The following is a 25780-nucleotide window of genomic DNA, read 5'->3' as shown; positions in this document are numbered from 1 at the left end:
CCCCCCCGCACACCTCCCCTCATCTCCCGCCTCCGCCCCATGCCGCCCCGCCTCGCCCCCACCCTCACCCGGCTCACCTCCCTCGCCTGCCTCGCCCTCGCCCCGGCAGCATGGCCCCGGGCGACGCTGCACGCGCAGCAGGCGGCCCAGGGCTCGTCATCCCAGTCGGCGTCCAAGGCCAAGCGCGCCCCCACCAGGAAGCCTCCCGCGAAGCGCGCCACGCGCACGTCGGCCAAGTCAGCCAAGTCGGCCACCGCCAAGCGCCGGTCGGCAGCGAAGCACCCATCCGCCAAGGCCACCGCCGGAGGAGCGGCGAAGCCGAGGGCCAAGGCGCCCCCCGCCTTCGCCTCGCTCTGGCCGGTGAAGGGGCCCGCCCCCCTCCCCGGCTCCATCCTCCCGCACAAGCGCATCGTCGCCTACTACGGCAACCCCCTCTCGCGCCGCATGGGGGTGCTGGGGGAGTACGACGTGGACGAGATGCTCCGCCGCCTCGACCGCGAGGTCGCCGCCTGGGAGCGCGCCGACACGCTCACCCCCGTCGTCCCCGCCTTGCACCTGATCGCCACCGTGGCCCAGGGCTCGCCGGGGCGCGACGGCAAGTGGCGCACGCGCATGTCCGACTCGCTCATCGAGCGCGTGTACCAGTGGGCCCAGCGGCGCAACGCCCTCCTCTTCCTCGACGTGCAGGTCGCGAAGAGCACGCTGCAGGCGGAACTCCCCCCGCTGGCGCACTTCCTCGCCCGCCCCAACGTGCACCTGGGCATCGACCCCGAGTTCTCCATGAAGTCGGGGCACGCCCCCGGAAAGCGCATCGGGACGTACGACGCGCGCGACGTCAACTACGCCATCGACTTCCTGGCGAACCTCGTGGACCAGTACAAGCTCCCCCCCAAGGTCCTCGTCGTGCACCGCTTCACGCGCCCCATGCTCACCAACAGCAGCAAGATCCGGCTCGATCCGCGCGTGCAGGTGGTGATCCACATGGATGGCTGGGGGTCGCCCAGCCTCAAGAAGGGATCGTACGACAGCTATGTCGCGAGCGAGCCGGTGCAGTTCACGGGCTTCAAGCTCTTCTACAAGAACGACGTGCGCAAAGCGGGATGGCGCATGATGAAGCCGGCCGAGATCCTCGCCCTCATCCCCAAGCCCGTCTACATCCAGTACCAGTAGCCGGGTACCGCCGTGCCGCCAGGCTCCCCCGGCGCGCCCCCAGGCTCCCCCGGGCGCGCCTCCCGAGCCGCCGTCAGGACGCCGCCGCCATCTCCGGATCCTTCATGTCCACGAGCTTCATCAGCTCGCGACGCTTGGCGATGAGGTCGGCCACCGTATAGCGATCGAGCGTGGTGAGGAACGCCTTGAGCGCCTCGTCCAGCGCCGGCGCGAGCCCGCACGCCGGGGCCACCGGACAGATCGCATCCGTCGGGTCGAAGCATGGCACCAGCGCCATGTTGTCCTCGGTCTTGCGGATCACCTCGCCCACGACGATGGACTCCGCCGGCTGCGCCAGCCGCATCCCCCCGTTGCGCCCACGGATGGTCTTCACGTAGCCCAGCTGCGAGAGGCGCTGCACCACCTTCAGCAGGTGGTCTTCGGACATCCCCATCTTCCGGGCCACCACCCCCACGGTCGGGACGTCGTCCGGGGCCAGCGCGAGGTACAGGAGGGCGCGCAGCGCGTTGTCGGTAAAGCGGGTCAGGCGCATGGAAGCTCCAGATGAATCGGGCCGAAATCCGCTTTCGGCCTCCTTGATTCGAAAGTAGGAGCCCAAAGGCGGAAATCGGTCGGGCGATGCCCCCACTCGAATTTCGTGAATCCTCTACTAAGAATAGAGGATTCCACTACCGCCCGTCGATGCCGCCCTGGCGAAGCTATTCCCCACACCGAGCGCCACCTGTTCGGCGTGCCCTTTCCCAGCGTTTCAACATGCATTGCGAGGCAACACCTATGTCTCATTCGCGGCGGTCGAGAATCCTGGCGTCGGCGGGCGCTGTCATTCTCAGCGTCTCCCTCCTGTACGCCTGCGCCCCCAAGTCGAAGCAGGCGGGCGGCATCGGCTCCCTCGGTGACGCGGCGTCGCGTACCTACGTCCCGCCGGGGAGCTACGACGAGTTCTATTACTTCGCCTCCGGCGGCTTCTCGGGCCAGGTCGGGGTCTACGGCATCCCCTCGGGGCGCCTCCTCAAGGTGATCCCGGTCTTCTCGCAGAACCCGGAGAACGGGTACGGCTACAACGTCGAGACCCGGGCGATGCTGAACACCTCCTGGGGGCACGTCCCCTGGGATGACACGCACCACCCGTCGCTCTCCATGACGAACGGGGAGCACGACGGGCGCTGGCTCTTCATCAACGCCAACAACACCCCGCGCTTCGCCCGCATCGACCTCAAGTCGTTCGAGACGACGGAAACGCTGGAGCTCCCGAACACGGGCGGCAACCACGGCTCGCCCTTCACCACCGAGAACACCGAGTACGTCATCAGCGCCACGCGCTTCTCGGTCCCGATTCCGCAGCGCTCGGTGGGCTTCGACAACTTCGCCGAGGACTTCAAGGGGACGATCTCCTTCGTGAAGGCCGACGAGTTCGGGAAGATGGACGTCGCCTTCCAGATCCTGGTGCCGGGCTTCGACTACGACCTCGGACGCCCGGGCAAGGGGCCGTCGCACGGCTGGGTCTTCTTCACCTCGTACAACACCGAGCAGGCCAGCACCAAGCTCGAGGTGAACGCGTCGAAGAACGACAAGGACTACATCGCCGCCGTCAACTGGAAGGCCGCCGAACAGTGCGTCGCCCAGGGGAAGGCGAAGGAGATGGCGACGCGCTACTACCACAACACCTACGACGAGTCGACGCAGAGCGCCAAGTCCGAGGTCAAGACGTCGGTCAAGATGCTCGACCCGAAGGACTGCGCCGGCGTCATCTACTACCTCCCCACCCCGAAGTCGCCGCACGGCGTCGACGTCGACCCGTCGGGCGAGTACATCGTGGGCGGCGGCAAGCTGGCCACGGTCATCCCGGTCCACTCCTTCAGCAAGTTCCAGAAGGCGATCGCCGACAAGGAGTTCGAGAAGGAATCCTACGGGATCCCGGTGGTGAAGTACGAGAACACGATGTACTGCGAGGTGCAGAACCCGGGGCTCGGCCCCCTGCATAACGAGTTCGACGACAAGGGCAACGCCTACACGTCGGTCTTCATCTCGTCCGAGATCGTCAAGTGGTCGCTGAAGGACTGCAAGGTCGTCGACCGCGTCCCGACGTACTACTCCATCGGTCACCTCACCGTCCCGGGCGGCGACACCAAGAAGCCCTACGGCAAGTACGTGATCGCGATGAACAAGATCACCAAGGACCGGTACCTCCCCACCGGGCCGGAGCTCACGCAGTCGGCGCAGCTGTACGACATCACCGGCGAGAAGATGAAGCTCCTGCTCGACTTCCCGACCATCGGCGAGCCGCACTACGCGCAGGCGATCCCGGCCGAGAAGATCCGCAACAACCAGGTCAAGTTCTACAAGCTGGCCGAGAACAAGCACCCGTACGTCGCCCGCGCCGAGACCGAGACCGGCCTCTCGCGCTCCGGCAAGACGGTCCACATCAAGATGACGGCCATCCGCTCGCACTTCGTCCCGGACAACATCGAAGGGGTGCAGGTGGGCGACACGGTCCTCTTCCACGTGACCAACCTCGAGCAGGATTGGGACGTCCCGCACGGCTTCGCCGCGATCGGCTCGACCAACGACGCGGAGCTCCTGGTGATGCCGGGGCAGACCCGCACCCTGACCTGGGTCGCCAAGTACCCGGGCGTCTATCCCTTCTACTGCACCGACTTCTGCAGCGCGCTGCACCAGGAGATGCAGGGATACGTCCGCGTCGCACCGTCCGGTTCGCAGGTCGCCCTCTCCGCCAGCACCAGCAAGAAGGCGCAGGAGGCGATTGCCGCCGCCGTGGGCGGCAGGTAACAACCGTGCGCCGGGGGCGGGTGAACGTCGCCCCGCCCCCGGCCACGCCTCACTCAAGAGACTGACATGATGTCTGCACGTGCCCGCGCGCTCCTTGCCGTCTCGGCCCTGCTCCTGGTCGCGATGTACTTCGCGCCGATCTGGCGTGTCTACCTCAACGCCCCGCAGTACCCGGAAGGCCTGGGGATGCAGATCTGGATCAATACGGTGAAGGGGATCAAGGAGAACGACCTCGAGAACATCAACAACCTGAATCACTATATCGGGATGAAGCGCATCGTCCCCGATGCGATCCCCGAGTTGAAGCTGATGCCGTTCATCGTCGCCGTCCTCGTGGCCGGTGGACTGGCGGCGGCCGCGGTGGGGCGCCGGCGTGTGGCCCAGGCCTGGATCGCCGTCTTCCTCGTGGTGGCCCTGGTCGGCCTCGTGGACTTCTGGAAGTGGGAGTACGAGTACGGCCACGACCTCGACATGGAGAACGCCATCATCAAGGTGCCGGGGATGTCGTACCAGCCGCCGCTCATCGGCTCCAAGCAGCTGCTGAACTTCACGGCGACGTCCATACCCGGGGTCGGCGGCTACGCCGCGATCCTCGCCCTCGGGCTCGGGGTCCTGGCCCTCGTGATCGACCGGAAAGGGGTGGTGGCACCCGACACGGCCCGCAAGGCGGCGACCGCCCGCAGCGCAGCGCTGGTGGCCTGAGTGCCCCCTGCCGCGATGCGCGCCGCGCTGCGCGCCGTCCTGCGAGTCGTCCTCGCCGTCGTGGTGCTGACCGTCGTCGGCTGCAAGACCGGCGACGGCCCGCGCCCGCTGCGGGTGGGCGAGGACTCCTGCGAATACTGCAAGATGGCGATCTCCGACGTGCGCTTTGGAGGCGAAGTGCGCACCACCACCGGCCGCATCCTCACCTTCGATGCCGTCGAGTGTCTCGCCAGCTACATCGCCGCCGCCGGCGACAGCGCGAGGTTCGCGGGAGTCTGGGTCGCCGACTTCCAGGGCGGCGGGATGGTCCCCGCCGACAGCGCCCGCTTCGTGAGCGGCGGGTCGCTGCACAGCCCGATGGGGCGCCAGCTCACCTCGTTCGCCCCCACCCTCTCGCCCGCCGCCCTGACCGAGCGATATGGCGGCGAGGTCCTCACCTGGCAGCAGGTGCTGGCGCTTTCGCCGACACCGCCCCAAGGTGCAGGGGAACAAGCGCCGGCGGCGCACCAGCACTGACCTCCGCGGGGGACACGCCCCCGGGAACCCTCGGCTCCGAAGTCCACAAGCTAGATTGCGCGTCGTGAGTCCCCTCCTCACCCCGTGCTCCCACGCCCACCCGGGCCGGCGCGTGCGCCCGTCCTGGTGGGGGGTGGCAGCCATCGTCGTCATCGCCCTCGTCGCCCAGCTGGGCGTCCCCGCCCCGGGCGCGTCCCAGCCACCGGCCGTGACTGGTGGCGCCCGCGGGGCGCCGGGCGGGAACCCCCTCCCCGACCTCGTCGTCTCCCCCAGCGGCCCGCTGCACCGCGTGAGCGACGCGGTGAGCCGCGCCCGCCCCGGGCAGCGCATCGTCGTCCGGGCGGGGACCTACCGCGAACCCCTCATCCGGATCGACCGGGCGCTGACGCTGGAAGGCGAGGCCGGCGCGGTGCTCGACGGGAGCGGGCAGCACACCATCCTCGAGGTTGCAGCCGACGACGTCACCGTGCGCGGCCTCACCCTCCGCAACACGGGCCCCAGCCAGGTCGACGAGCGCGCCGGGATCCTGGTGCACGACGCCCGCGGCTGCGTGGTGGAGAAGAACCGCCTCGAGGAAACGCTCTTCGCGATCTACCTCGCCAAGGTGCAGGACTGCATCGTGCGCGACAACGTGATCCGCGGCCACGAGGCCGCGCAGACGGTGTCCGGCAACGGGGTCCACATCTGGTCCAGCGAGCGCGTGCAGGTGCTGGGCAACGACATCGTCGGGCACCGCGACGGGATCTACTTCGAGTTCGTGAAGCACGGACGCGTCGTCGGCAACCGGTCGGAGCGGAGCGCCCGCTACGGCATGCACTTCATGTTCTCCGACGACTGCCGCTACGAGGGGAACCTCTACCGCAACAATGCCAACGGGATCGCGGTGATGTATTCCAACCGCGTCGAGATGATCCGCAACCGCTTCGAGCACAATTGGGGGAGCGCGGCGTACGGCCTCCTCCTCAAGGACATCAACGACTCGCGCATCGAGCAGAACCTCTTCCTGTCCAACTCGGTCGGCCTCTACCTGGAGGGCGCCAACCGGAACCTCGTCGTCGGCAACACCTTCCGCGGCAACGGGTGGGCACTCAAGACGCTGGCCAACGCGCAGGGGAACCAGTACGAGCGCAACGTCTTCGAGTCCAACGCCTTCGACGTCGGGACCAACAGCCGCGCGAACTTCTCGCGCTTCCAGGAGAACTACTGGGACCGGTACCGCGGCTACGACCTCGACCGCGACGGGATCGGCGACGTGGCCCATGCGCCGGTGCGCCTGTTCGCCCTCGTGGTGGAGCAGTCGCCCCCCACGCTGATCCTCCTGCGGAGCCTGTTGGTCGACCTCCTCGACCTCGCCGAACGCGTCATCCCCACCCTCACCCCCGAGACCTTGCTCGACGAGCGCCCCCTCATGAAGCGACCCGCCGAGGCTCCCCGTGGTTAGGGCCCGCGGCGTCTGGAAGCGCTATGGCCGCCTGCAGGTGCTGCAGGGGCTCGACCTCGACGTGGCCCGCGGCCAGGTGACGGCCATCATCGGCCCCAACGCGTCGGGAAAGACGACCTTCAACAAGATCCTCCTCGGCCTCGTCCGCGCCGACCAGGGCGAGGTCAGCATCAATGGCCACCGCCTCGACGGCGGCTCGGCGTATCGCGCGCACATCGGCTACATGCCGCAGGCGGCACGCTTCCCCGAGAACCTCTGCGCCTACGACGTCTTCCGCATGCTGGCCGACATCCGCGGCGCCGCCGCCGGCCGCGACGAGCAGCTGGTCGAGGAGTTCGACCTGGGACACGTGCTCCACACCCCCATCCGCGTGCTCTCCGGCGGGATGCGCCAGCGCGTCAATGCCGCCCTCGCCTTCCTCTTCCGCCCCGACCTCCTCCTCCTCGACGAGCCCACCGCCGGACTCGACCCCATCTCCAGCGGAACGCTGAAGGCCAAGATCCGCCAGGAGCGCGAGGCCGGACGCACCTTCATCCTCACCTCGCACGTCCTGAGCGAGCTGGAAGAGCTCTCCGACCGCATCGCCTTCCTCCTCGACGGGCAGGTGCGCTTCTCGGGGACGCAGGACGAGCTCAAGGCGCTGACCGGCGAGCTGACGCTCGAGCGCGCCATCGCCCACCTCATGCGCCAGGGGGCCAGGACCCCACAGGTGCAACCCCACGCCGACGCCCCCGCCACGCCATGACGACCGTCCTCAAGATCGTGCGCTACGTCATCATGGACGTGCTGCGCAACCGGTGGGTCATCGCCTACGCCATCTTCTTCCTGGCCGTCACCGACGTCCTCCTCCGCCTGGGGGGGACGGGGCCGCGCGCCCTCCTCTCGCTCCTCAACGTCGTCGTCCTGATCATCCCCCTCGTCACCATCGTCTTCGGCACCATCTACTGGCACGGGCAGCGCGAGTTCAACGAGCTCCTCCTCTCGCAGCCGGTGGCACGCCCCACGCTGTTCCACGGCCTGTTCGCGGGGCTCATCCTCCCGCTCTGGGGCGCCTTCATCATCGGCGTCACCATCCCCGTCCTCATGCAGCGGGCCGCCGACCCGGAGACGTTGCAGCTCCTGGCCCTGATGCTCCTGGCCGGCTGCGCCCTCACCGCGGTCTTCGGGGCGCTCGCCGTCCTCATCGCCGGCCTCGTGACCGACCGCCTCAAGGGACTCGGCATCGCGTTAGGCGTCTGGCTCCTGATGACCGTGGCCTACGACGGGCTCATCCTGTGGGTCGCCATGACCTTCCAGGACTACCCCCTGGAGACGCCGATGCTCGTCCTCAGCTTCGCCAACCCCGTCGACCTGGCGCGCGTCCTCCTCGTCCTGCGGTTCGACGTTTCGGCGCTCATGGGCTATACTGGAGCGGTGATGCAGCGCGTCCTCGGGAGCCCGCTGGGAATCGCCGCGGCCCTGGGCGGACTCGCCGCCTGGTCCATCGTCCCCGGGCTCTTCGCCCTCCGCGCCTTCCGGCGTAGGGACTTCTGAGACAGGCGTATCCGCATCTCCCCGACCCCCATACCTGTAGTAATTTTATAGCATTCCATCCGAGCACGACCGTACCACCCGTCACGACCACAACACGCCCATTCATCGAGGAATCTGCATGCGTCACTTGATCCCCGTCGCCGCCCTCGCGCTCGTCGTCACTGCCTGCGGTGGTGGAGGTGAACCCGCCGCCGAGAACGCCGCGGCGGAGCCGGCAGCGGCCGCGACCGCCGCCTCCAACCTGTCGTTCGACCCGGCGACGATCACCCCCCAGATGCTCGCCCTGGGCGACTCGCTCTTCCACGGCCTCATCGGCGCCACGTCGTGCCAGGCGTGCCACGGCCCCGACGGCGCCCAGGCAACGGTGGCGCCGAACCTCACCGACGGCGAGTGGCTCCACAGCGACGGGAGCTGGGAAGGGATCTACAACACCGTCAAGGCCGGCGTCTCGACCCCCAAGCAGTTCACGAGCATGATGCCCCCCGACGGCGGCGTCCCGATGACCGAAACCCAGCGTCACGCCGTCACCGCCTACGTCTACAAGCTGGGCCACAAGTAAGGCCACGCACCCGGATGACGCGGGGCCCGCACCGTCGGTGCGGGCCCTTTCGCGTTCGCCCCGCGAGCGCACGACCGGTCCCCCCCGCGGCACCTGTCCCCGCCACCGGCCGGCCGAGCCCCCCGGGCGCATCCGCCCACGGGTCGTTAGGCAAGCACTGCCGAGGGCTCCACCGTATCGAACAGGAGCGAGCAGCAGGTCACCCCCCCTTCGGCCTTCGCCAGCTCCGACGCGTCCACCCCCACCACCCGGATCCCGTGCGCGCGCAGCATGGCCTGCGTGCGCGGGAAGGCGGTGGAATGGACCACCGCCCCGTTCACCAGGACCGCGTTGGCGGCAAACGGCTCCCCCGCATCGACCGTGAGCGCGTCGTACCCCTCGAAGTGCGCGGCGTCGACCCACTCCGGGTTGACGAGGATCCACTCCGGTCCCACCTGCGTTGCCGCCGACTTCAGGTGCAACGCCCCCCGCACCGGGACCTCGCACACCGCATAGCCATACGGCGCCACCAGCGCGCCAAGCGCGGCAACCCCCTCGGCCGACGTGCGCCGCGAGCGCCCGACGTAGAGGGTCCGCCCCAGCCGCAACACGTCCCCCCCGTCCAGCGTCGCCTCCCCGGTGATGCGCACGGTGCGCCGGAAGGGGGCAAGGGCCTCGGCCATCGCGTCGACCTCCCCGCGCCGGCTCTCCGCCCCGGGGCGTGTGAGGACCGCCACCTCGTCCAGGACCAGCGCCGTGTCCTCGACGAACACCGCGTCGGGGTGATCGGGGAGCTCGGGGAGCCGGACGATGAGAACACCGAGTGACTCGAGCGCCGCCTCGTACTCGGCGTGCTGCCGCCGGGCGATCTCGAGGTCGATGGGGGTGCGCGCCACGTGCGTCAGCTCGCACTGGGCGATGGAGCGCGACACCGGTCGCGTAATGGCGGTGATCATGGGGCGAATATAGCGCGCACTGGCGCCGCCACTCTCGCCCCTCGATTTTTCGACCGCCCCCTTTCTCCTCTCCCCTCCCTCCTCTCCCCTCCTCCGGCGCCATCCTCCCCGTGACCCAACCGATCGCATTCCACGAGCCCCCGCGCTTCCCGCGGGGGTTTCGCTGCGCCTCCCGCAACGTCGGCCTCAAGCCCACCGCGCGCGACCTCACCCTCTTTGCCAGCGACGTGGAGTGCAGCGCGGCCGCGCTCTTCACGCGCAATCACTTTCCCGGGGCCCCGATCATCCTCGGGCGCGAGACGATCCGCGGCGGGCGGCTGCGCGCCGTCATCGCCAACAGCAAGTGCAGCAACGTGGCCACCGGCGACGAGGGGGTCCGTCGCGCCCGCCGCATGGCGGCGGCCGCCGCCGCCGAGCTCGGGACGAGCGCCGACCGCGTCCTCGTGAGCTCGACCGGCGTCATCGGCGTCCCGCTCCCCATCGAGAAGATCGAGGCCGGGGTCCCGGGCATGGCCGGCGAGCTGCAAGACGATCCCTTGTTAGGCGCGGAGGGGATCATGACCACCGACACGCACCCCAAGGCGCTGTCGGCGAGCGTGGGAAAGGCCACCATCACCTGGGTGGCGAAGGGATCGGGGATGATCGAGCCCAACATGGCGACGATGCTGGCCTACATCTTCACCGACGCCGCCTTCTCGCCCGAGGCGCTCGACCGGATGCTGCGCGCCGCGGTGCACGTCTCGTTCAACATGCTCTCCGTCGATACCGACACCAGCACCTCCGACACCTGCGCCATCCTCGCCAACGGCCACGCCGGTCCCGTGGACGAGGGCGACTTCCAGGCGGCGCTCACCGCCGGGTGCATCCGGATGACGGAGATCCTGGCCCGCGACGGCGAGGGGGCGGAGCACCTCATCCGCGCCACCGTGCGCGGGGCGCGCAACGACGACGAGGCGCGCCGCGTGGCCAAGTCGCTCGTCAACTCGCCGCTGGTCAAGACCATGGTGCACGGCGCCGACCCCAACGTGGGGCGCCTCCTCATGGCGGTCGGGAAGTGCTTCGAGGTCCCCGTCGTCGCCAACCGCACCGACGCCTGGATCAACGGCTTCCCGGTGGTGCAGGGAGGGATGCGACTCGCCTTCGACGACGCCACGGTACGCGCGACGCTCGCGAGCGAGGTCGTCGACCTCGTCGTCGACCTGGGAGTGGGGACGGCGACCGCCGTCGCCTACGGATGCGACCTCACCAAGGGGTACGTCGAGGAGAATGCGGCGTATTATTCCTCATAGGGGAGAAGACGAGAAGACGAGAAGACGAGAGACAAAAAAAACCCCCGGGATTGCTCCCGGGGGCAACTCGCATCCAGCGACCCTAGCACGAAGGCGAACGGGTATGAATGCGAGCGTGTGATCAGCAACAAGACGGCTGCAACCGCCCGATGGTAACGCTCTAATCTTGCACCCCCAGCGCCGGGATCCGGAGGGGACCATTTCCACCCACACGACAGGCGTCGCCGTCATCGGCGCCGGAATCCTCGGCACGCGTCACGCCCGGGTATACGACGAATTCGACGAATCACGGCTGGTCGCGGTGGTCGACCACGACCCCGCACGCGCCGCCTCGGTGGCGGCGCCTCGTAAGGCGCGCGCCTTCGGCAGCGTCGCCGAGATGCTGGATGCCGTCGGCCCCGCCGGCTCGGGCGAAGTGCGCGCCGTCAGCATCGCCACGCCCGACCACCTGCACCACGAACCCGTCGTCGCCTGCCTCGAGGCGGGGGTCGACGTCCTCGTGGAGAAGCCGCTCGCCACCTCGCTCGGCGAGGCGCACGCCATGACGGCCCTCGCCAGGGCGAAGTCGCGCGTCCTGATGGTCAACTACAGCCAGCGCTGGCTCCCCGAGCATCGCCGCATCGAGGAGCTCCTCGCCGACGGGAGCCTCGGCGCACCGGCGTTGATCGAGTCGCACCGCTGGGACGCGGCATGGGTCCCGGAGCGGATGATCGGGGCGTGGAGCGACAAGACGACCCCCATCCACTTCATGTCGTCGCACGACATCGACCTCATCCTGCACTGGCTGCGCGACCACGTGGTGAGCGTGACCGCCGTGGCGCATCATGGCGCGCTCGGCGCCGCGCGGGCGCTTCCGGGGCGTGTCGACGGCTACCTGGCCACGCTGCGCTTCTCGCGCGGGACGGTGGCGTCGCTCCACTCGTCGTGGATCCTCCCCGACACCTTCCCCCTGGCCGCCGACTCCCGGCTGGAGCTCCTCGGGGCCAGCGGCGCCGTCTTCCTGGGCGGGAGCACCCGGGAGCTCGAGCTGTACACGGCGGGGCACAGCGCGCGCACCACCTTTGCGGGGCCGTCGACGGCCACCGAGGTGAACGGGCGGATCGAGGGGGCGTTCACGGCGTCGCTGCGCGATTTCCTGGCCGCGGTGCGCAACCGGGAGCTGGACAACCCGGCGTCGGCGGAGCGCACGCTGCACGTGGTGGAGGTGCAGGACGCCATCATGCGCGCGGCCGCCACGGGTGAGGTGGTGCGGCTGGCGGCGCCGGCGCGCCCCTGAATCGCACTCGGCGACTCGCGGCGCGGGCCACGACTCGTCCGGGGGCGGCGCCGCGGGCCGGCGCCGCCCCCGCGCCCTTCAGCGCGTCCCCGGGCGCGGGGTGATGGCCGCCAGCAGCAACAGCTCGCCGGCGTCGGCCCGCATCCCGTGGAGCTCGTTAGGCGCGTAGGCCACCACGTCGCCGGCCACGCAGCGCCGGTCGACCGGGGCTTCCCCATCCTCGCCCACCAGGATCCCCGAGCCCTCCAGGACCGTGAGCGTCACCGTGGACGGGCTGCGATGCGGCGCCACCTCCTGTCCGGGGGCCAGGCGGAAGACCAGGAGCCGCAGGTCGTCGGTATCGTGCACGAGCGCCGTCGCCGCGCGATCCGGCTTGGCCGAGACCGCGCCCCGCGCGGCCGCGCGCGGGTCGATGACGATCACGACACCACCTGCTCGAGCGCCGCGACGAGCGCGTCGAGGTCGATCCCATCGCCGGCCGCCGCCTCACGCAGCGACTGCGCGCCGCCGCAGCAGGCGTCCACGCCGAAGGCGTTGAAGACGGAGATCGTCGCCGGATACTTCATGAGGACGTCGTTGACACTCCACGACGGATCGATGTGTGCGGTGGCGCCGGCGGCGGGAGCGTGGCTCCCCGTCGCGTCGCCAGGAACGTGGGCCGACATGGCACCTCCAGGGCAGATGGAAAGAAATCGGGCTCCCGCAATCTAGCATATTTCGTGCAGGATTGGGGGCGGCGGCCCGACACGCGCGAAGTGTATACTTGCCGGCGCGCGCTCCGCGCGAAGCGAGGACTCCGAGACCAGGGGATGCAGATGATCGAGCCAGGCGCCGTGGCGCTCGTGACCGGCGGGGGGCGCGGGATCGGTCGCGCCGCCGCGATCGCCCTTGCCCGCGCGGGGATGCGTGTCGCCGCGTGCTCACGCACGCTGGGCGACGTGGAGGAGGTGGTGGCCGTCATTCGCCAGGCGGGGGGCGACGGAATCGCCATCGAATGCGACGTCGCCGACCCGCGGCAGGTGGCCGGCGCCTTCGACACCGTCGAGTCGACGCTGGGGCCCCTCACCCTCCTCGTGAACAACGCCGGGGTGGGGACCGTGCGCCCCGTCGAGGTGGCGGACTACGAGGTGGAGGAGTGGGACCGCATCGTCAACGTGAACCTGCGCGGGGCGTTCCTGTGCTGTCGCGCCGCCGCCGCGCGCATGCGCGAGCGGCGGCGCGGGACGATCATCAACATCGGCTCCATCTCCGGCTACGAGTCGGCGCCGCTGGTCTCGCCGTATGGCGTCAGCAAGTTCGGGCTGGCCGGGCTGACGCAGGCGCTGCGCGCCGAGAACCACCGGTACGGGGTGCGCGTCTGCTCGGTGAGCCCCGGCCCCACCGACACCACCATATGGGACAAGAAGGCGACCCCCATCCCCGCCGATGTGCGCGCCGTCATGATGCGCTCGGAGGAGGTGGCCGACGTGATCGTCTTCATGGCGTCGCTGCCGCCTAACGTGCGGATCGACGACATCGTCGTGCTCCCCAACCAGTTCCCGCTCAAGCTGTGGGACTACCGGATCGACTAGCGGGAGAGCGGCGCCGCCGATCCTCACGGGGAGCGGCAGCTGACGGGGAACCGCGCATGACGGGTCCCATCGCCCGACCGGTGTGACGCGACCCGTCGTCAGGCGTCCAGCAGCCGCTGCACGCGTTCCCGAAGCGACGGGAGCAGCTCGTGCGCGAACCACGGGTGGCGTGCGAACCACGGCTGGTTGCGCGGCGAGGGGTGCGGGAGCGGGACGTGCCCCGGTCCGTACTCGCGCCACGCCATCACCGTCTCGGTGAGCGACCCCTTGCGCCGGTTCCCCAGGAAGTGGCGCTGGGCGTACTGCCCCACCAGGAGCGTGAGCTCGACCCGTGGCAGCCGGGCCAGGAGCTTGTCGAGCCAGAGTTCGGCGCACTCGCGCCGGGGGGGGAGGTCTCCGCTGGCGCCGCGCCCGGGGTAGCAGTACCCCATCGGGATGATGGCCACCTTCGACGCGTCGTAGAACGTCGCCGGCGTCACCCCCATCCAGTCGCGCAGGCGGACGCCGCTGGCGTCATCCCACGGGATCCCGCTGCGGTGCACGCGGAGTCCCGGCGCCTGCCCCACGATCAGCAGGCGCGCCGTCGCCCCCGCCTGCAATACCGGGTTAGGGCCGAGTGGGAGGTGGGCTTCGCAGGCGCGACAGGCGCGCACCGCGGCGAGCAGCGCCTCGAGCGAGGCATAGTCGTCGGAGATGGGGGGCGTCCACGTCGGCACTCCTGCAAGATCGGCGCTGCACCGCCCCCCGCAACCCTCTCGTCTTCTCGTCTTCTATTGCAGGAACATCCGCCTGACCTTCCGCTTGATCGGATCGTTGACCATGTGCGTGTTGGCCAGGATGATCATCGTGACGCCGCTCGTCCCGAACTGCTCCACGTCGGCGTCGATCCCCTCGAAGTCTCCCCCGTGTCCCCAGTACTGCGGGCCGTCGAAGAGGGCGAAGCCGTAGCCGTAGATCGGTGCCCCCAGCTCGGGCTTGGGGGAGCGCATGAGGTCGAGCGTGGCGCGCGAGACCAGCTTCCCGGCGCGCAGCGCCTCGGTGTAGCGCAGGAGATCGGGGGCGGTGGAATAGCCGCCGCCGGCTGGCCCCCCCTTGATCACGTGCTCGAAGACGTTGTTCCGCCACGTCACGCCGTCGGGGCCGTACTCCGGGATGTAGCCCACCGCGAGGTTCCGGTTCACGCGATCCAGCTCGAAGGCGTCGGTGCCGGTCATCCCCGCGCGCCGGTAGATCCGTTCGCGCACCACGTCGGGGAAGTCGGGGAGGAACTTCGACAGCGGGTCGTCCCAGGAGAGCTTCCCTTCCTCCACCAGCTGGCCGATGACGATGGCGGTGAAGTTCTTGTTGGCCGAGCCGAGGTTGAACTTCGTGTCGAGGCGGTTGGGGGTGTCGGTGTCGCGGTTGGCGATCCCGAACGCCTCGTTGTAGAGCGGATTCCATTCCCGTGCCACCAATACGACGCCGGAGAAGCGCCCGTCGGCCGCCTGCTTCCGCACGTAGCGTTGCAGCTCGCGGACCCGCTCGGCGTCGGTCGTGAAGGCCGCCGGGGTGAGCGCGCCACCGGCCCCGAAGCGCACGCCGAAGCGCGTGATGCGGTGCGGCGGCGCGGCTTCCACCACCACCGGGAAGGAGTCGACCTCCTCGGCCAGCGGATTGGCGATCGCCGCCACGGCGCGCGTGGCCCCGTCGGCGCGAATGCCGCGCAGCTCCAGGCGATGCGTGCCGGCGTTGTCGCTGGCGAGGCGGCGCGCGTGCTCGTCGGCGGGCGCGAAGCGCAATGCCTCCGGCGCCAGGTTCTCCGCGAGCCAGGCGGAGAGCGCCGCGACGTCGCGCGCGATGACGAGCGTGACCAACTCGCGCGCCGGACGCGATGCATCGAGCTCATGGGAGCCTTCCCTTGGATGCGGTCGTGGCCGGCGCTGCCGGCGGCAGGATGAGGTCGAACAGGTGCCGGGTGAAGTCGGGGAGCGAGTCGTATCGCTCCATCCCGCGGCTCACCCACTCCACCCACCCCTGGGTCGCCAGGTACGCCGCCCTCCCCCGCCGCGCCGCCTCGGCGTCGTCGAATCCCGAGGCGCGAAGCTCGCCCGTGATGAAGTCCAGGCGCCGCCGCTCCGTCGCCTCGACCCGCTTGGCGACGTCGATGTCGTGGCGTGCCCAGGCCAGGATCTCCACGTCCGGGGGATAGTCGCGCCGCCCGGCGACCAGCTCGAAGAAGCGCACCAGGCGATCGCGCGGCGTGGGGGCGAGGGAGGCCTCGCTCACCAGCCAGATCGTCTCGTCTTCCCAGAGCGAGAGGAGCCCTTCCAGCAGCGCACCGCGGTCGCGGAAGTGCCAGTAGAAGGACCCCTTGGTGACGCCCAGGCGGGCGGCCAGTACCTCGACGCGGACCGCGGTGACGCCACCCTCGGCGAGGGCGGCGACGGCGGCCGCGAGCCATTGGTCGCGGGAGACGGTGGGAGCTGCGGGCATGGAAGACCCCGGAACGGGTGAGGGCGCGGGATGCGCCGACGCCTCGCCATACGGTAGCGTATGGCTCGGGGTTTCAGAAGGTGGATCGGACGTCCCACGCGGCGGCAGGGCCTGGAGCTGGTGACGCGCGACGGCGGCGTCTACGCGCCCCCCGCGTGCGTTGCGTCGGGCCAGATCATCGTGGCGGCCGTCATCAGCTCCGCCTCCGAGAAGAAGCCCGGCCGCCACACCGTCCACGAACGCTTCTCCGACCAGAGGACCATGTACTTCCGGCTTCTATTCCAGGGGACAGTACACGTCCTCCACTCTTGAGCCCGCAGGACTCCATGACCACGACAGGGTACCGACGAATGTCGCCGAGCGTGGCCGCGACTTCGGCGTGCGCACATCGGCGGGTAACACTGTCTGGTCCGCGAGGTACAGTGCCTTGCCGAACCGAATCGGCGAGGTCCGCGTGGCTACGCGCCCCGCGCCATCGCTGTCGAGGTCCATTCGCGCCCTCGTTGCCAGAGGTTCACAACTGCCGCAGCGCCCTACCCCACCACCACCGGCGTCAACGACATTGTATCGTTCCCGAAGATGTCGACCACCTTGACGGCGACTGTGTACCGCCCCGGCGCCGGGTATTCGTGCGCCGCACTCGTGAGCTCCAGCTCCCGCGACTTGCGCGTGCGAAAGCTCTGCCACTCGTTCTCGAAGATGTAGCTCCCCGTCCACTGCTCCTGGAACTCGATGAACTCGGTCGTCACCGCGAGCCCGGGGAGCTCACCCTCGACGCCGAAGTTCTTCGGCACCTGGATGATCTCCTTGCGGCTCTCGTAGTCGAAGTCCACCGCCCAGTAGTCGACCCAGTCGGTCCACTGCCTGGTGAGCACCTCGCGGGTGACAGTCCCGTTCTTGTCCTTGCTCACCTTGATGAGCTTCCCCGCATCGCACAGCACCTCGCTCTTCCCCGCCCTGAGCTCGGCAGTGATCGACTCGGCGAGCCCCTGCGAGTAGAAGACCGAGAAGTCGGTCAGTTCCACCGTCACCCGCAGCGGGTTGTTGGCGTCGAGTCGCGGCTTGATCTCGATGTAGGCCACCTCGTGAAAGCGCACCTGCCCCTTGTCGACAGCGCGCTTGTCGAAGACCTCGGGGGGAATGGTCTTGGGGGCGAGATCGATCCCCTTGCGTTTGGCTTCTTCGAGCACGGCGGGAAAGAGCCCCATCTCGAACTCGAAGGCCAGGACATCGACGCGCGAGGCGCAGCCGCCTTCGTCGACATGGTTCCGTGCCGCCTGACGAGAGCGGCAAGCTTTCCGAAGCGTCAGGCGACAGCTGACGGTAAGCGGTGGAATCGGCGCGCGTTGCCTCTGTTTCGCCATTCAGCGAGCGCTGAGCGATCTCGCGTGGTCGTCGGTGCCCGCGCCCATCGAGCGATCACTGACGCCCCTCCCTCATCCGCGCTGGCTGCTCCCGGCGCTGGTGGCAGTCGTGGCCGCCGACCACCTGCGTCCGGCTCCCATCACCTGATCGCGGCTCGCCCTCGGGGGCTGCGGCATCGTGGCGGTCGTCGCCCCTTCGGCGCGCTTCAGGATCGCGGACGTCGTCTACTCCATGCTCCGGTAGCACCACGGGCGGCGGCCATGCGGAATGGGCGTAGTCGCGTTACAGGTGGTTGCAAAACCCGTAGCCGCGCCGTTCCCGGCACAGGGCGTCGGCGCTGCGGCTACGGGTTCTGAAACCACTTCTAGGCGAGCCTGAACCGCAGCAGCTTGACGGAGTTGAAGAAGACCAGCACGTCGGGGCCGAGGTGGATGACTGCCGCCTGCACCGGGCCTATCCAGTGCAGCAGCGCCGCCACGATCCCCAGCACATGCACCACTCCGACGCCGACGAACAGGTTCTCCTGGATGGTGCGGTATGCCTTGCGCGCGATCAGTCGCGCCTCGGCGATCTTCCCGAGGTCGTCGGTCATGAGCGCCACGTCGGCGGCCTCGATGGCGGCCTGGGTCCCGGCGACGCCCATGGCGATCCCGACGTCGGCGACGGCGAGCGCAGGGGCGTCGTTGATACCGTCGCCGACCATGGCCACGCGCACGCCGCCTGCCTGAAGGCGTCGGATCGCATCGACCTTCGCGTCGGGGAGGAGGTCGGCGAGTACCTCGTCGACGCCGAGTTCGCGCGCCACACGCCACGCGACGGTCGCATTGTCGCCGGTGAGCATCACCACTCGCCGGATCCCGGTCGCGCGAATGCGCTGGATCGCCGAGCGCGCGCCCGGGCGCAGCGGATCTGCGAGGCGAAGCACTCCCAGCGCCACGCCGTCCGCCGCGACATACACCGACGTCTCCGTATCCTCGCCACCAACGGGGAGCACGATGCCGCTTTCCGTCAGAAGCGCCGCGTTCCCCGCGAGCACCGAGCGCCCCTCCACCGTCGCGCGCACGCCACGCCCCGCGACGACCTCGAACGACGATGGCTCGGGGACGTCCAGCCCAGACGCGCGCGCAACCACGGCCGCGGCGAGCGGGTGGCTCGAGCGTCGCTCCGCCGCCGCCGCGAGGCGGATCAGCGTTTCCTCGTCGGCCGCATCGCCGAATCGCTCCACTGCCATCACCTGCGGACGGCCGACGGTGAGCGTCCCGGTCTTGTCGAAGGCAAGCACGCGCGCCTTGGCGAGCTCCTCGAGGTAGATCCCGCCCTTGAGCAGGATGCCGGCGCGCGCGGCGCGGGCGATGCCCGCGATGACCACGAGCGGCGTCGCGAGCCCGAGTTCCGCCGGCGAGGTGAAGATCAGCAGCGTGATGATGAGCCGGACGTCGCGCGTGACGATCCAGACGCCGAGCAGGAAGACGAGTACCACCGGAATGAGCCACGCCGCAACGCGGTCGGCAAGGCGCTGCACGGGGGCTCGCGACTCCTCCGCCGACTCGACCAACGCGAGGATGCGGGCGAACATCGTGTCGCTGCCCGCCCTTTCCGTCACGACGTCTATCGCCCCGAGTTCCACGACCGTCCCCGCGAAGACCGTGGCGCCCGCACGCTTCTCCTTCGGCATGCTCTCGCCCGTGATCGGCGCCTCGTTCACCGACGCGTCGCCGACGCGCACTGCGCCGTCAACCGGCACCTTCTCGCCAGCGCGCACGATCACCACGTCGCCTGGGCGCACCTCGGCGAGGGGAACCCGTGCGTCGCCCTGTGGTCGCCGCACCAGCGCCGTCTGCGGCACGCTCCCGAGGAGCGACCGAATCGACGCGCGCGCCCGCTCAGTATTCAGTTCGGCGATGAGCTCGGCGATGAGGATGATGGTCATCATGACCGCCCCCGCGACGTACTCGTGCCCGAGCATCGCGACCACGGTGGCCACAGTGACAAACAGCTCGGTGCCGACCTTCCGTTCACGCAGCAGCTGAAGCGCGGCCACCCTGACCAGCGGCCAGAGACCGACGGCCACCGTCGCGAGGAGCGCCGGGAGCGGGAGGAGGCCGGCGCCATAGACTGCGACGATCGCACCGACGAGCGCGATGCGCGCAACTGCGAGCCAGCGCGCGCGCGTCATGCGCGGAGACGCGCCAAGCGTGAGCGTTCGCTTGGGGTCGAGCACGGATGCCTGAACCGACGCCGGCGACGTCATGCGTCGGACTCCCGCTTGCTTGACGCCACCGGCCCGGCCGCCGCCGCCGAGCGCGCGGATCGCGGCCGACCGGCACCGCGTCGCTGCCGCACGCGGTGATGGAAGGCCGCCGCCCAGTCGGGCCACCGTTCCTCGAGCCACTCATATACCACCGGGAGGACGATGAGCGTGAGTAGCGTGGAGGTGACGAGCCCACCGATGACCACGGTGGCGAGCGGACGTTGCACCTCGGACCCGGGGCTCGTCGAGAGCGCCATCGGGATGAAGCCGAAGCTCGCGACGAGGGCGGTCATGAGAACCGGTCGCAAGCGTGTCTCCGACCCATCGCGTACCGCCTCGTCGAGCGGCATTCCGGCATCGCGCAGTTGGTTGATGTACGCGACCAGGACGACGCCATTGAGCACCGCGATGCCGAACAGGGCGATGAAGCCGACCGAGGCCGAGAGGTTGAGGTTCATCCCGCGCAGCCAGAGCGCCGCGACGCCGCCGATCAGCGCGAACGGGACGTTGAGCATCACGAGGAGGGACTGCCGTCCGTTGCCGAAGCTCGCGTACAGCAACCCTACGATGAGGAGCAGCACCAGCGGCACGATGAGCGTGAGCCGCTTCATGGCGCGCTGTTGGTTCTCGAACTGCCCGCCGTAGGTCACGAAGTAACCGCCCGGCAGCTGCACGCGCCGCGCGACCTCGCGCTGCACCTCGGCGGCGAAAGAGCCGAGGTCGCGACCGCGCACGTTCGACTGCACGATCACCATGCGCTCCCCGCGCTCGTGGTTGATGAGTTCCGGTCCCTCCACCACACGTACGCGTGCCACCTGCGAGAGGAGCACGCGTGCCCCGTTCGGCGCGGCGATGAGCAATCGTCCGATTGCATCGGGCGTGCCGCGATATGACTCGGCCAGGCGAACGACGACGGGGAAGCGTTTCCGCCCGTCGATGATCTCCGTAGCCTCAACGCCGCCGATCCCCGCCTGGACGGCGTCGCGCACGTCGCTCACGTCGAGGCCGTAGCGCGCGAGCGCCGCGCGGTCGAGCGCCAGCTCCACCTGCATCGCACCGGCGCTCACATCGGCCGAGACATCCGCGGCGCCCGGGACCGTCTCGATCACTTTCACGATTTCATCGGCCTTCGCCTGCAGCACCGACAGGCTGTCCCCGAAGACCTTGACGCCGAGCTGTGTGCGCACACCGGAGATCGCCTCATCGAGGCGCATCGCCATGGGTGCCGTGAAATTGTAATGGAGACCGGGGATCTCACTGAGGGCCGAGTCCATCCGCACGATCAGCATTTCGAGCGATGGCGCTTTCCACTGGTCGCGCGGCGTGAAATTCACGTACACGTCGCCGGCATAGAGTCCCATCGTCTCGGTGGCGAGCTCGGGGCGTCCCAGCTTCGTGACGATGCCCCGCACCTCCGGGAAGCGGAGCAGCGTGCGCTCGACGTCCCGCGCGATCTCCATCCCCTGCGGGAGCGACGTGCTTGGTAGGCGCCGCGTTTCGATGAGCATCGACCCCTCGTCGAGACGGGGCATGAACTCCGTGCCGAGAAAGGGGACGGAGGAGAGTGTCAGCGCGAGCACTCCCAGCGCGCCGAGCACGACCGCGCGCCGGTTCACGAGGGCGCGGCCGAGGTCACGCCGGTAGCGCGCACGCACCGCATCGAACCATCGCGACGGCTTTTCCTCCACATGCGACAGGAGAAAACTCGACAGCATGGGAACGTACGTCAACGCAAGGAGGAGCGACCCGAGGACCGCGACGACGACGGTGAATGCCATCGGTGCGAACATGCGCCGCTCGAGCCCCTCGAGCGCGAAGATGGGGATATAGACGGCGACGATGATGCAGACGCCGAAGACGATGGGGCGCCCCACCTCGAAAGCCGCGCGACGAATCAGCTCCCGCCGCTGGTCAGCCGTCGGATTTACCGCGTGCCCGAGGCGGCGCACGAAGTTCTCGACCATGACGACCGATGCGTCCACGATGAGCCCGAAGTCGAGCGCCCCGAGGCTCATCAGGTTGGCGGAGACGCCGAACTGCTGCATCGCAACGAACGCGACGAGTAGCGACAGCGGAATGACCGAAGCCGTGATGAGCGACGCCCGAACGTTACGCAGGAAGACAAAGAGCACGAGGACGACGAGCAATCCGCCCTCGAGGAGGTTCTTGAACACGGTGCGCGTGGTACGTTCCACGACGTCGCCCTGGTTGTAGAACGGGCGAATCGTGACGCCGGACGGGAGGAGCGGGGTGATCTCGTTCAGTCGCGTCTTCACCTCGTCCACGACGGCCTTCCCGTTCGAGCCCTTGAGCATGACGATCATCCCCGAGAGCGTCTCGCCGCGCCCGTCGCGCGACACCGCCCCCTCGCGGGGCATGGGGCCCACCGTGACGTCGGCCACGTCGCGGACGTACACGGGCGTCCCGCCTTCTCGCGTCGCCACGACCACGTTGGCAATGTCGACGGTGTCGCCGAGGCGGCCGAGGCCGCGCACGGTGAAGCGCTCGCCGCGGTTCTCGATATAGCCCGCACCGAAGTTTCCGTTGTTCGCCTGGAGCGCGCGCTGGAGGTCCTCGAGCGAGAGGCCGTAGCCCGCAAGCTTCGACGGGTCGGCGAGCACATGGAATTGCTGCACCATGCCGCCCCAGGAGTTCACGTCGGCCACGCCGGGAAGCGTTCGCAGCATCGGCTTGATCGTGTACTCCTGGATGTTGCGCAACTCCATGAGCGACACGGGGTGGAGCGAGTCGGTCGCCTCGACGAGGTACTGGAACACCTCGCCCATCGGCGTCGCAGGCGGGCCGAGCGAGGGCTGCAACCCGTCCGGGAGGCTCCCGACCGCGTCCTGCATGCGCTGCGTCACCTGCGCCCGCGCGAAGTACATGTCCACCTCGTCGTCGTACGAGACGGTCACGACAGAGATGCCCGCCTTGGAGATGGAGCGCACGCCCCGCGTACGCGGGAGCCCCATCATCGCCGTCTCCATGGGATAGCTCACGAGGTTCTCGACCTCGTTCGGCGACAGCCCGGCCGCGACGGTAATGACCTGCACCTGGTTCGGCGTGAGGTCTGGGAAGGCGTCGGTGTTGATGCTCGAGAGCGCCCAGGAACCGGCGACGACGAGCAGGAGCGTGGCGCCGATGACGGCCACGCGGAAGCGCAGCGCGAGCGTGATGAGTCGTTCGATCATGGTCGTCTCACTCCTTCGTCATCTTGGAGCGCGCGAACTCGCTCTTCACCGCGAACGCCCCGGCCGTGACCACGACGTCACCCGCACTCACGCCCTGGAGCAGCTGTGCGCGCCCGGCGACCGTGCCGCCCAGCTGCACGTTGCGACGCTCGAACTGGGCGCCCCCCTTGCCGTCGGGGACGGCTATGAAAACCACCGGCCGTTCCTCGAGCATCTGCACGGCGTCCTCCGGCACGCTGACGGTCGCGCGCCGTTCGCCCCCCTCGATCCAGGCCGTGGCGAACATCGCCGAGCGGAGCCGACGGGCGCTGTTGCCCACGAGCGCGCGCACGGGGAGGGTGCGCGTTGACGGATCGAGCGCGCCGCCGACGCTCTGCACGCGCGCCTCGAACGTGTCGCCCACGAACGCCGGCACCACGAAGCGCACGCGGGCCCCCGTGACCAACCCCGACGCAGCACGATCCGGCACACTCACCTCGAGCCAGAGCGAGCTCGGATCGGTCACCGAGACGAGCGGGGCGCCCGCCTCAACGACAGCGCCTGGGACGGCATCGCGCGAAAGGACCACCCCTGCCAAGGGGGCGACGACGAGGGTCGAACCATCGGCAGCGCTCACGCTCATCTGTTGCATCGCGGCCCGCGCCCGCTGCAGTTCGGCCTCCGCCTGCGCGAGCGAGGAGCGCGCCAACTCGTCGTCCGCCTGCGACCGCTCGAGCTCCTGCCGCGAGATCGCCTTGGCGATGAGCAGTCGCTCTGCGCGCTCCCGGGCGGTACGCGCGTATGTCGCCCCGGCGCGCCGCGAGTCGAGTTCGGCGACGGCCTTGTCGAAATCGGCGCGCGCGGCGCTAGCCTCCGCACTCTGGAGCGTCACGAGCTGCTGGCCAATCGTCACGCGCTGCCCGGGCTGCACGTGCACGCGCACGACGCGCCCACGGCCCGGCGCGCCGAGCCGCGCAGTACGATCTTCGTTAGGCACGAGCTGTCCGGGGACCTCGAGCACCGATGCGCCGGAGCTCGCGGCGACCGGTTCCCAACGCACGCCGCCGTGTTGCACCTGCGCCGCACTGAAGATGACGACGTTCGGGTCGGCGGCCGCACGGACGGATGCCGCTTCCTGCTCCTTGCCGCCGCACGAGGCCAGCCACGCAACGGTGGCGACGACGGCAAGCGGGCGCACAGTTCGTTCCAGGGATGTCGGGATCACGGGCGGGCTCCATCGCGGCCGGGGGCGCGCGTGTCGGTATCGGTGGGAGGAGGCGCGGGGGTGAGTTCGGCGCCAGAGAGCAGTTCGAGCTCGAGCAGGCTCTCGCGCTCGGCGACGAGCACCTGGTAGTAGGCCGAGCGGAGATCGGCGAGAGTTCGCGAAGCATCGATGACCTGGAGCAGGCTCGTGGCGCCTTCGCGGTATGCGGCGAGCGCGATGCGCCGCGCCTCCTCGGCGCGAGCCACAACCGAGTCGCCGAGGTGTGTGCGGCGCTCGACCATGAGTCGCGCCGCCTGGTGTGCGGCGGCCACTTCGGCCGTCACCTGGCGCTCCCGCCAGGCGAGTTCGAGCTCGGCCGCCGCCGCTTCGGCGTTCGCGCGCCGCACCTCGCCGCGATTCTGGTCGAAAAGTGGTAGAGGGAAGCTCAACCCGGCGATCACCGTGTTCTGGTCGCCGATGCGCTTCGACCCAAAGCTGACGCCCACCTGACGTACCGTGAGCGCCCGCTGGTACCCCGACTCGGCGCGGGCCGCCGATACACGCGCGCGCGCAATGCGCAACTCGGGGCGCGCCGTACGAGCGCGCGCGAGATAGTCGTCGAGCGCCATGAGCGCGGCAACCGGTGTCGCGCCTTCGCGCCGCCCCACGTTCGGGACGACCGCGTCTGTGTCTTCCATGCGCACGGCCACGACCGAGATGTCCGTCGGCGATAGCGCTGCGCCGAGGTAGGGTGCCAGACCGCCGCGCGAGCGTGCGAGTTCGGCCTCGGCGAGCATCAGCGCCGCCTCGGAGCGGTCCAGCTCCACCCGCACGCGGATCAGGTCACCCTCCGAAGTCACCCCCTCGCGCACGCGGGCGTCCGTGAATGTCGCGAGTTCGGCGAGTCCATCTTGCACGTCGGCCGCTCCCTGCGCGACTGCCTGCCTCAGCACAACACGGTAGTAGGCACGGGCGGCGTCAAGTGCCACGGAGCGGCGCGCGAAGTCCAGCTCTGCCTCGACGGCGCGCAGCCCAGCGTCGGCGGCGCGCACACGGGGCCATCGCTGGAAAAGCCCCTCGAGCGGGAGGGTGGCGAAGGTGGAGGACTCGCGCGGGAGTCCGGGGATGGACGCGCCACCTGGCAACGGAGCGTTCTCCAATTGCCAGGTGAAGACGGGGTTGGCGAGCGAGCGCGCGGTCAGCCGCGTGCCCTCGGCGCCGCGGACACGGGCGCGTGCCGCTTCGATGAGGGGATGCTGCGTGAGCGCGCGCGCGAGAACGTCGGTGAGTCGAAGGGAGTCGACTCGCGTGGACGCGCCCTGCGCGTGCGCGACACGTGCGGCGAGGGCGAGCGCGACGCCCGCGAGGGGGCCACGCATACGAATGTTAAGCATAACGGAGAGTAGCGGTCGCGGAGGTCCGCGCGGCCGAGCGGTCGCCGCGACGGCGCCGAACGCACGCTCGACGCGCCGAGTTGGGCGCGGAGCGAAGCGTGTCGACTTAAAGGGTGCCAGTCCGCCTAGGGGCGACTGGCGGTGG

24 protein-coding genes and 1 pseudogene are annotated in these 25780 nt (G+C 69.5%); 12 read left to right on the top strand and 13 right to left on the bottom strand.

What is annotated here, in order from left to right; genetic code table 11:
• A pseudogene (locus ABS52_11430) lies at window positions 1-410 on the bottom strand (hypothetical protein).
• On the opposite strand from ABS52_11430, the gene ABS52_11425 reads away from it, so the two are divergent.
• Window positions 361-1170, top strand: a complete 810-nt coding sequence (locus tag ABS52_11425; GenBank protein ODT03035.1) for a hypothetical protein — start codon at window positions 361-363, stop codon at window positions 1168-1170. The pseudogene ABS52_11430 and the gene ABS52_11425 overlap by 50 nt on opposite strands.
• Before the next feature lie 73 nt (window positions 1171-1243).
• Here the strand turns inward: ABS52_11425 and ABS52_11420 are convergent, their stop codons facing one another.
• Window positions 1244-1702, bottom strand: coding sequence for an Rrf2 family transcriptional regulator (locus ABS52_11420; protein ODT03034.1), 459 nt, complete (start codon window positions 1700-1702; stop codon window positions 1244-1246).
• Between the two features lie 242 nt (window positions 1703-1944).
• Between ABS52_11420 and ABS52_11415 the strand changes: the two genes are divergently transcribed.
• From ABS52_11415 to ABS52_11385, 7 genes are all read left to right on the top strand, one after another.
• Window positions 1945-3957 carry a nitrous oxide reductase gene (locus tag ABS52_11415; protein ODT03033.1) on the top strand — a complete coding sequence of 671 codons (2013 nt, stop codon included), beginning with the start codon at window positions 1945-1947 and terminating at the stop codon, window positions 3955-3957.
• Between the two features lie 69 nt (window positions 3958-4026).
• Window positions 4027-4659: a hypothetical protein gene (locus ABS52_11410; protein ODT03047.1), complete on the top strand. Its 633-nt coding sequence runs from the start codon at window positions 4027-4029 to the stop codon at window positions 4657-4659.
• 15 nt (window positions 4660-4674) lie between these two features.
• Complete coding sequence (locus ABS52_11405; GenBank protein ID ODT03032.1) at window positions 4675-5175, top strand: hypothetical protein; 501 nt, start codon at window positions 4675-4677, stop codon at window positions 5173-5175.
• 208 nt (window positions 5176-5383) lie between these two features.
• Window positions 5384-6616 (top strand): hypothetical protein, encoded by a 1233-nt coding sequence (locus ABS52_11400; protein ID ODT03046.1) that lies wholly within the window; start codon window positions 5384-5386, stop codon window positions 6614-6616.
• Window positions 6609-7361, top strand: a complete 753-nt coding sequence (locus tag ABS52_11395; protein ODT03031.1) for a hypothetical protein — start codon at window positions 6609-6611, stop codon at window positions 7359-7361. Before ABS52_11400 ends, ABS52_11395 begins: the two co-directional genes overlap by 8 nt.
• Entirely contained in the window at window positions 7358-8149 is a 792-nt protein-coding gene (locus tag ABS52_11390; protein ODT03030.1) for a hypothetical protein, read from the top strand. Before ABS52_11395 ends, ABS52_11390 begins: the two co-directional genes overlap by 4 nt.
• Window positions 8150-8267: 118 nt before the next feature.
• Complete coding sequence (locus ABS52_11385; GenBank protein ODT03029.1) at window positions 8268-8708, top strand: hypothetical protein; 441 nt, start codon at window positions 8268-8270, stop codon at window positions 8706-8708.
• 146 nt (window positions 8709-8854) lie between these two features.
• Here the strand turns inward: ABS52_11385 and ABS52_11380 are convergent, their stop codons facing one another.
• Window positions 8855-9643: a hypothetical protein gene (locus ABS52_11380; protein ODT03028.1), complete on the bottom strand. Its 789-nt coding sequence runs from the start codon at window positions 9641-9643 to the stop codon at window positions 8855-8857.
• Between the two features lie 122 nt (window positions 9644-9765).
• On the opposite strand from ABS52_11380, the gene ABS52_11375 reads away from it, so the two are divergent.
• A complete protein-coding gene (locus tag ABS52_11375) occupies window positions 9766-10932 on the top strand; it encodes a bifunctional ornithine acetyltransferase/N-acetylglutamate synthase (GenBank protein ODT03045.1) in 1167 nt (388 codons plus the stop codon).
• A 166-nt stretch (window positions 10933-11098) separates the two neighbouring features.
• Window positions 11099-12208, top strand: a complete 1110-nt coding sequence (locus ABS52_11370; GenBank protein ODT03027.1) for a hypothetical protein — start codon at window positions 11099-11101, stop codon at window positions 12206-12208.
• 78 nt (window positions 12209-12286) lie between these two features.
• Here the strand turns inward: ABS52_11370 and ABS52_11365 are convergent, their stop codons facing one another.
• On the bottom strand, window positions 12287-12556 hold the full coding sequence (locus ABS52_11365) for a hypothetical protein (protein ODT03044.1): 270 nt from the start codon (window positions 12554-12556) through the stop codon (window positions 12287-12289).
• Window positions 12557-12627: 71 nt separating this feature from the next.
• Complete coding sequence (locus tag ABS52_11360) at window positions 12628-12873, bottom strand: hypothetical protein (GenBank protein ID ODT03026.1); 246 nt, start codon at window positions 12871-12873, stop codon at window positions 12628-12630.
• Between the two features lie 144 nt (window positions 12874-13017).
• On the opposite strand from ABS52_11360, the gene ABS52_11355 reads away from it, so the two are divergent.
• On the top strand, window positions 13018-13779 hold the full coding sequence (locus ABS52_11355) for a hypothetical protein (protein ODT03025.1): 762 nt from the start codon (window positions 13018-13020) through the stop codon (window positions 13777-13779).
• A gap of 98 nt (window positions 13780-13877) precedes the next feature.
• On the opposite strand, the gene ABS52_11350 is transcribed toward ABS52_11355, so the two are convergent.
• From ABS52_11350 to ABS52_11340, 3 genes are all read right to left on the bottom strand, one after another.
• On the bottom strand, window positions 13878-14474 hold the full coding sequence (locus ABS52_11350; GenBank protein ID ODT03043.1) for a uracil-DNA glycosylase: 597 nt from the start codon (window positions 14472-14474) through the stop codon (window positions 13878-13880).
• A gap of 75 nt (window positions 14475-14549) precedes the next feature.
• Window positions 14550-15632: a hypothetical protein gene (locus tag ABS52_11345; protein ODT03024.1), complete on the bottom strand. Its 1083-nt coding sequence runs from the start codon at window positions 15630-15632 to the stop codon at window positions 14550-14552.
• A gap of 28 nt (window positions 15633-15660) precedes the next feature.
• Window positions 15661-16251: a hypothetical protein gene (locus tag ABS52_11340; protein ID ODT03023.1), complete on the bottom strand. Its 591-nt coding sequence runs from the start codon at window positions 16249-16251 to the stop codon at window positions 15661-15663.
• A 60-nt stretch (window positions 16252-16311) separates the two neighbouring features.
• Between ABS52_11340 and ABS52_11335 the strand changes: the two genes are divergently transcribed.
• A complete protein-coding gene (locus tag ABS52_11335) occupies window positions 16312-16563 on the top strand; it encodes a hypothetical protein (GenBank protein ODT03022.1) in 252 nt (83 codons plus the stop codon).
• Window positions 16564-16784: 221 nt separating this feature from the next.
• On the opposite strand, the gene ABS52_11330 is transcribed toward ABS52_11335, so the two are convergent.
• The 5 genes from ABS52_11330 to ABS52_11310 all read right to left on the bottom strand — a co-directional run bounded on the left by ABS52_11330 (window position 16785) and on the right by ABS52_11310 (window position 25620).
• Entirely contained in the window at window positions 16785-17459 is a 675-nt protein-coding gene (locus ABS52_11330) for a hypothetical protein (GenBank protein ODT03021.1), read from the bottom strand.
• A 521-nt stretch (window positions 17460-17980) separates the two neighbouring features.
• A complete protein-coding gene (locus ABS52_11325; GenBank protein ID ODT03042.1) occupies window positions 17981-19792 on the bottom strand; it encodes a cadmium-translocating P-type ATPase in 1812 nt (603 codons plus the stop codon).
• Window positions 19793-19863: 71 nt separating this feature from the next.
• Window positions 19864-23058: a hypothetical protein gene (locus ABS52_11320; protein ODT03020.1), complete on the bottom strand. Its 3195-nt coding sequence runs from the start codon at window positions 23056-23058 to the stop codon at window positions 19864-19866.
• Window positions 23059-23065: 7 nt separating this feature from the next.
• Complete coding sequence (locus ABS52_11315) at window positions 23066-24235, bottom strand: hypothetical protein (GenBank protein ODT03019.1); 1170 nt, start codon at window positions 24233-24235, stop codon at window positions 23066-23068.
• 23 nt (window positions 24236-24258) lie between these two features.
• Window positions 24259-25620, bottom strand: coding sequence for a hypothetical protein (locus tag ABS52_11310; protein ODT03018.1), 1362 nt, complete (start codon window positions 25618-25620; stop codon window positions 24259-24261).
• Window positions 25621-25780: the final 160 nt, after the last annotated feature.

The organism is Gemmatimonadetes bacterium SCN 70-22, from assembly GCA_001724275.1.
Lineage (GTDB): Bacteria > Gemmatimonadota > Gemmatimonadetes > Gemmatimonadales > Gemmatimonadaceae > SCN-70-22.
This window is presented reverse-complemented; position numbering and strand designations above follow the sequence as displayed.

What these genes read in the sequence shown, in the direction of transcription:
- ABS52_11310 (ODT03018.1), bottom strand. Translation starts at nt 25,620, where the DNA reads ATGCGTGGCCCCCTCGCGGGCGTCGCGCTCGCCCTCGCCGCACGTGTC.
- ABS52_11320 (ODT03020.1), bottom strand. Translation starts at nt 23,058, where the DNA reads ATGATCGAACGACTCATCACGCTCGCGCTGCGCTTCCGCGTGGCCGTC.
- ABS52_11380 (ODT03028.1), bottom strand. Translation starts at nt 9,643, where the DNA reads ATGATCACCGCCATTACGCGACCGGTGTCGCGCTCCATCGCCCAGTGC.
- ABS52_11330 (ODT03021.1), bottom strand. Translation starts at nt 17,459, where the DNA reads ATGGGGCTCTTTCCCGCCGTGCTCGAAGAAGCCAAACGCAAGGGGATC.
- ABS52_11405 (ODT03032.1), top strand. Translation starts at nt 4,675, where the DNA reads ATGCGCGCCGCGCTGCGCGCCGTCCTGCGAGTCGTCCTCGCCGTCGTG.
- ABS52_11360 (ODT03026.1), bottom strand. Translation starts at nt 12,873, where the DNA reads ATGTCGGCCCACGTTCCTGGCGACGCGACGGGGAGCCACGCTCCCGCC.
- ABS52_11385 (ODT03029.1), top strand. Translation starts at nt 8,268, where the DNA reads ATGCGTCACTTGATCCCCGTCGCCGCCCTCGCGCTCGTCGTCACTGCC.
- ABS52_11415 (ODT03033.1), top strand. Translation starts at nt 1,945, where the DNA reads ATGTCTCATTCGCGGCGGTCGAGAATCCTGGCGTCGGCGGGCGCTGTC.
- ABS52_11325 (ODT03042.1), bottom strand. Translation starts at nt 19,792, where the DNA reads ATGACGCGCGCGCGCTGGCTCGCAGTTGCGCGCATCGCGCTCGTCGGT.
- ABS52_11420 (ODT03034.1), bottom strand. Translation starts at nt 1,702, where the DNA reads ATGCGCCTGACCCGCTTTACCGACAACGCGCTGCGCGCCCTCCTGTAC.
- ABS52_11340 (ODT03023.1), bottom strand. Translation starts at nt 16,251, where the DNA reads ATGCCCGCAGCTCCCACCGTCTCCCGCGACCAATGGCTCGCGGCCGCC.
- ABS52_11335 (ODT03022.1), top strand. Translation starts at nt 16,312, where the DNA reads ATGGCTCGGGGTTTCAGAAGGTGGATCGGACGTCCCACGCGGCGGCAG.
- ABS52_11410 (ODT03047.1), top strand. Translation starts at nt 4,027, where the DNA reads ATGTCTGCACGTGCCCGCGCGCTCCTTGCCGTCTCGGCCCTGCTCCTG.
- ABS52_11390 (ODT03030.1), top strand. Translation starts at nt 7,358, where the DNA reads ATGACGACCGTCCTCAAGATCGTGCGCTACGTCATCATGGACGTGCTG.
- ABS52_11355 (ODT03025.1), top strand. Translation starts at nt 13,018, where the DNA reads ATGCAGATGATCGAGCCAGGCGCCGTGGCGCTCGTGACCGGCGGGGGG.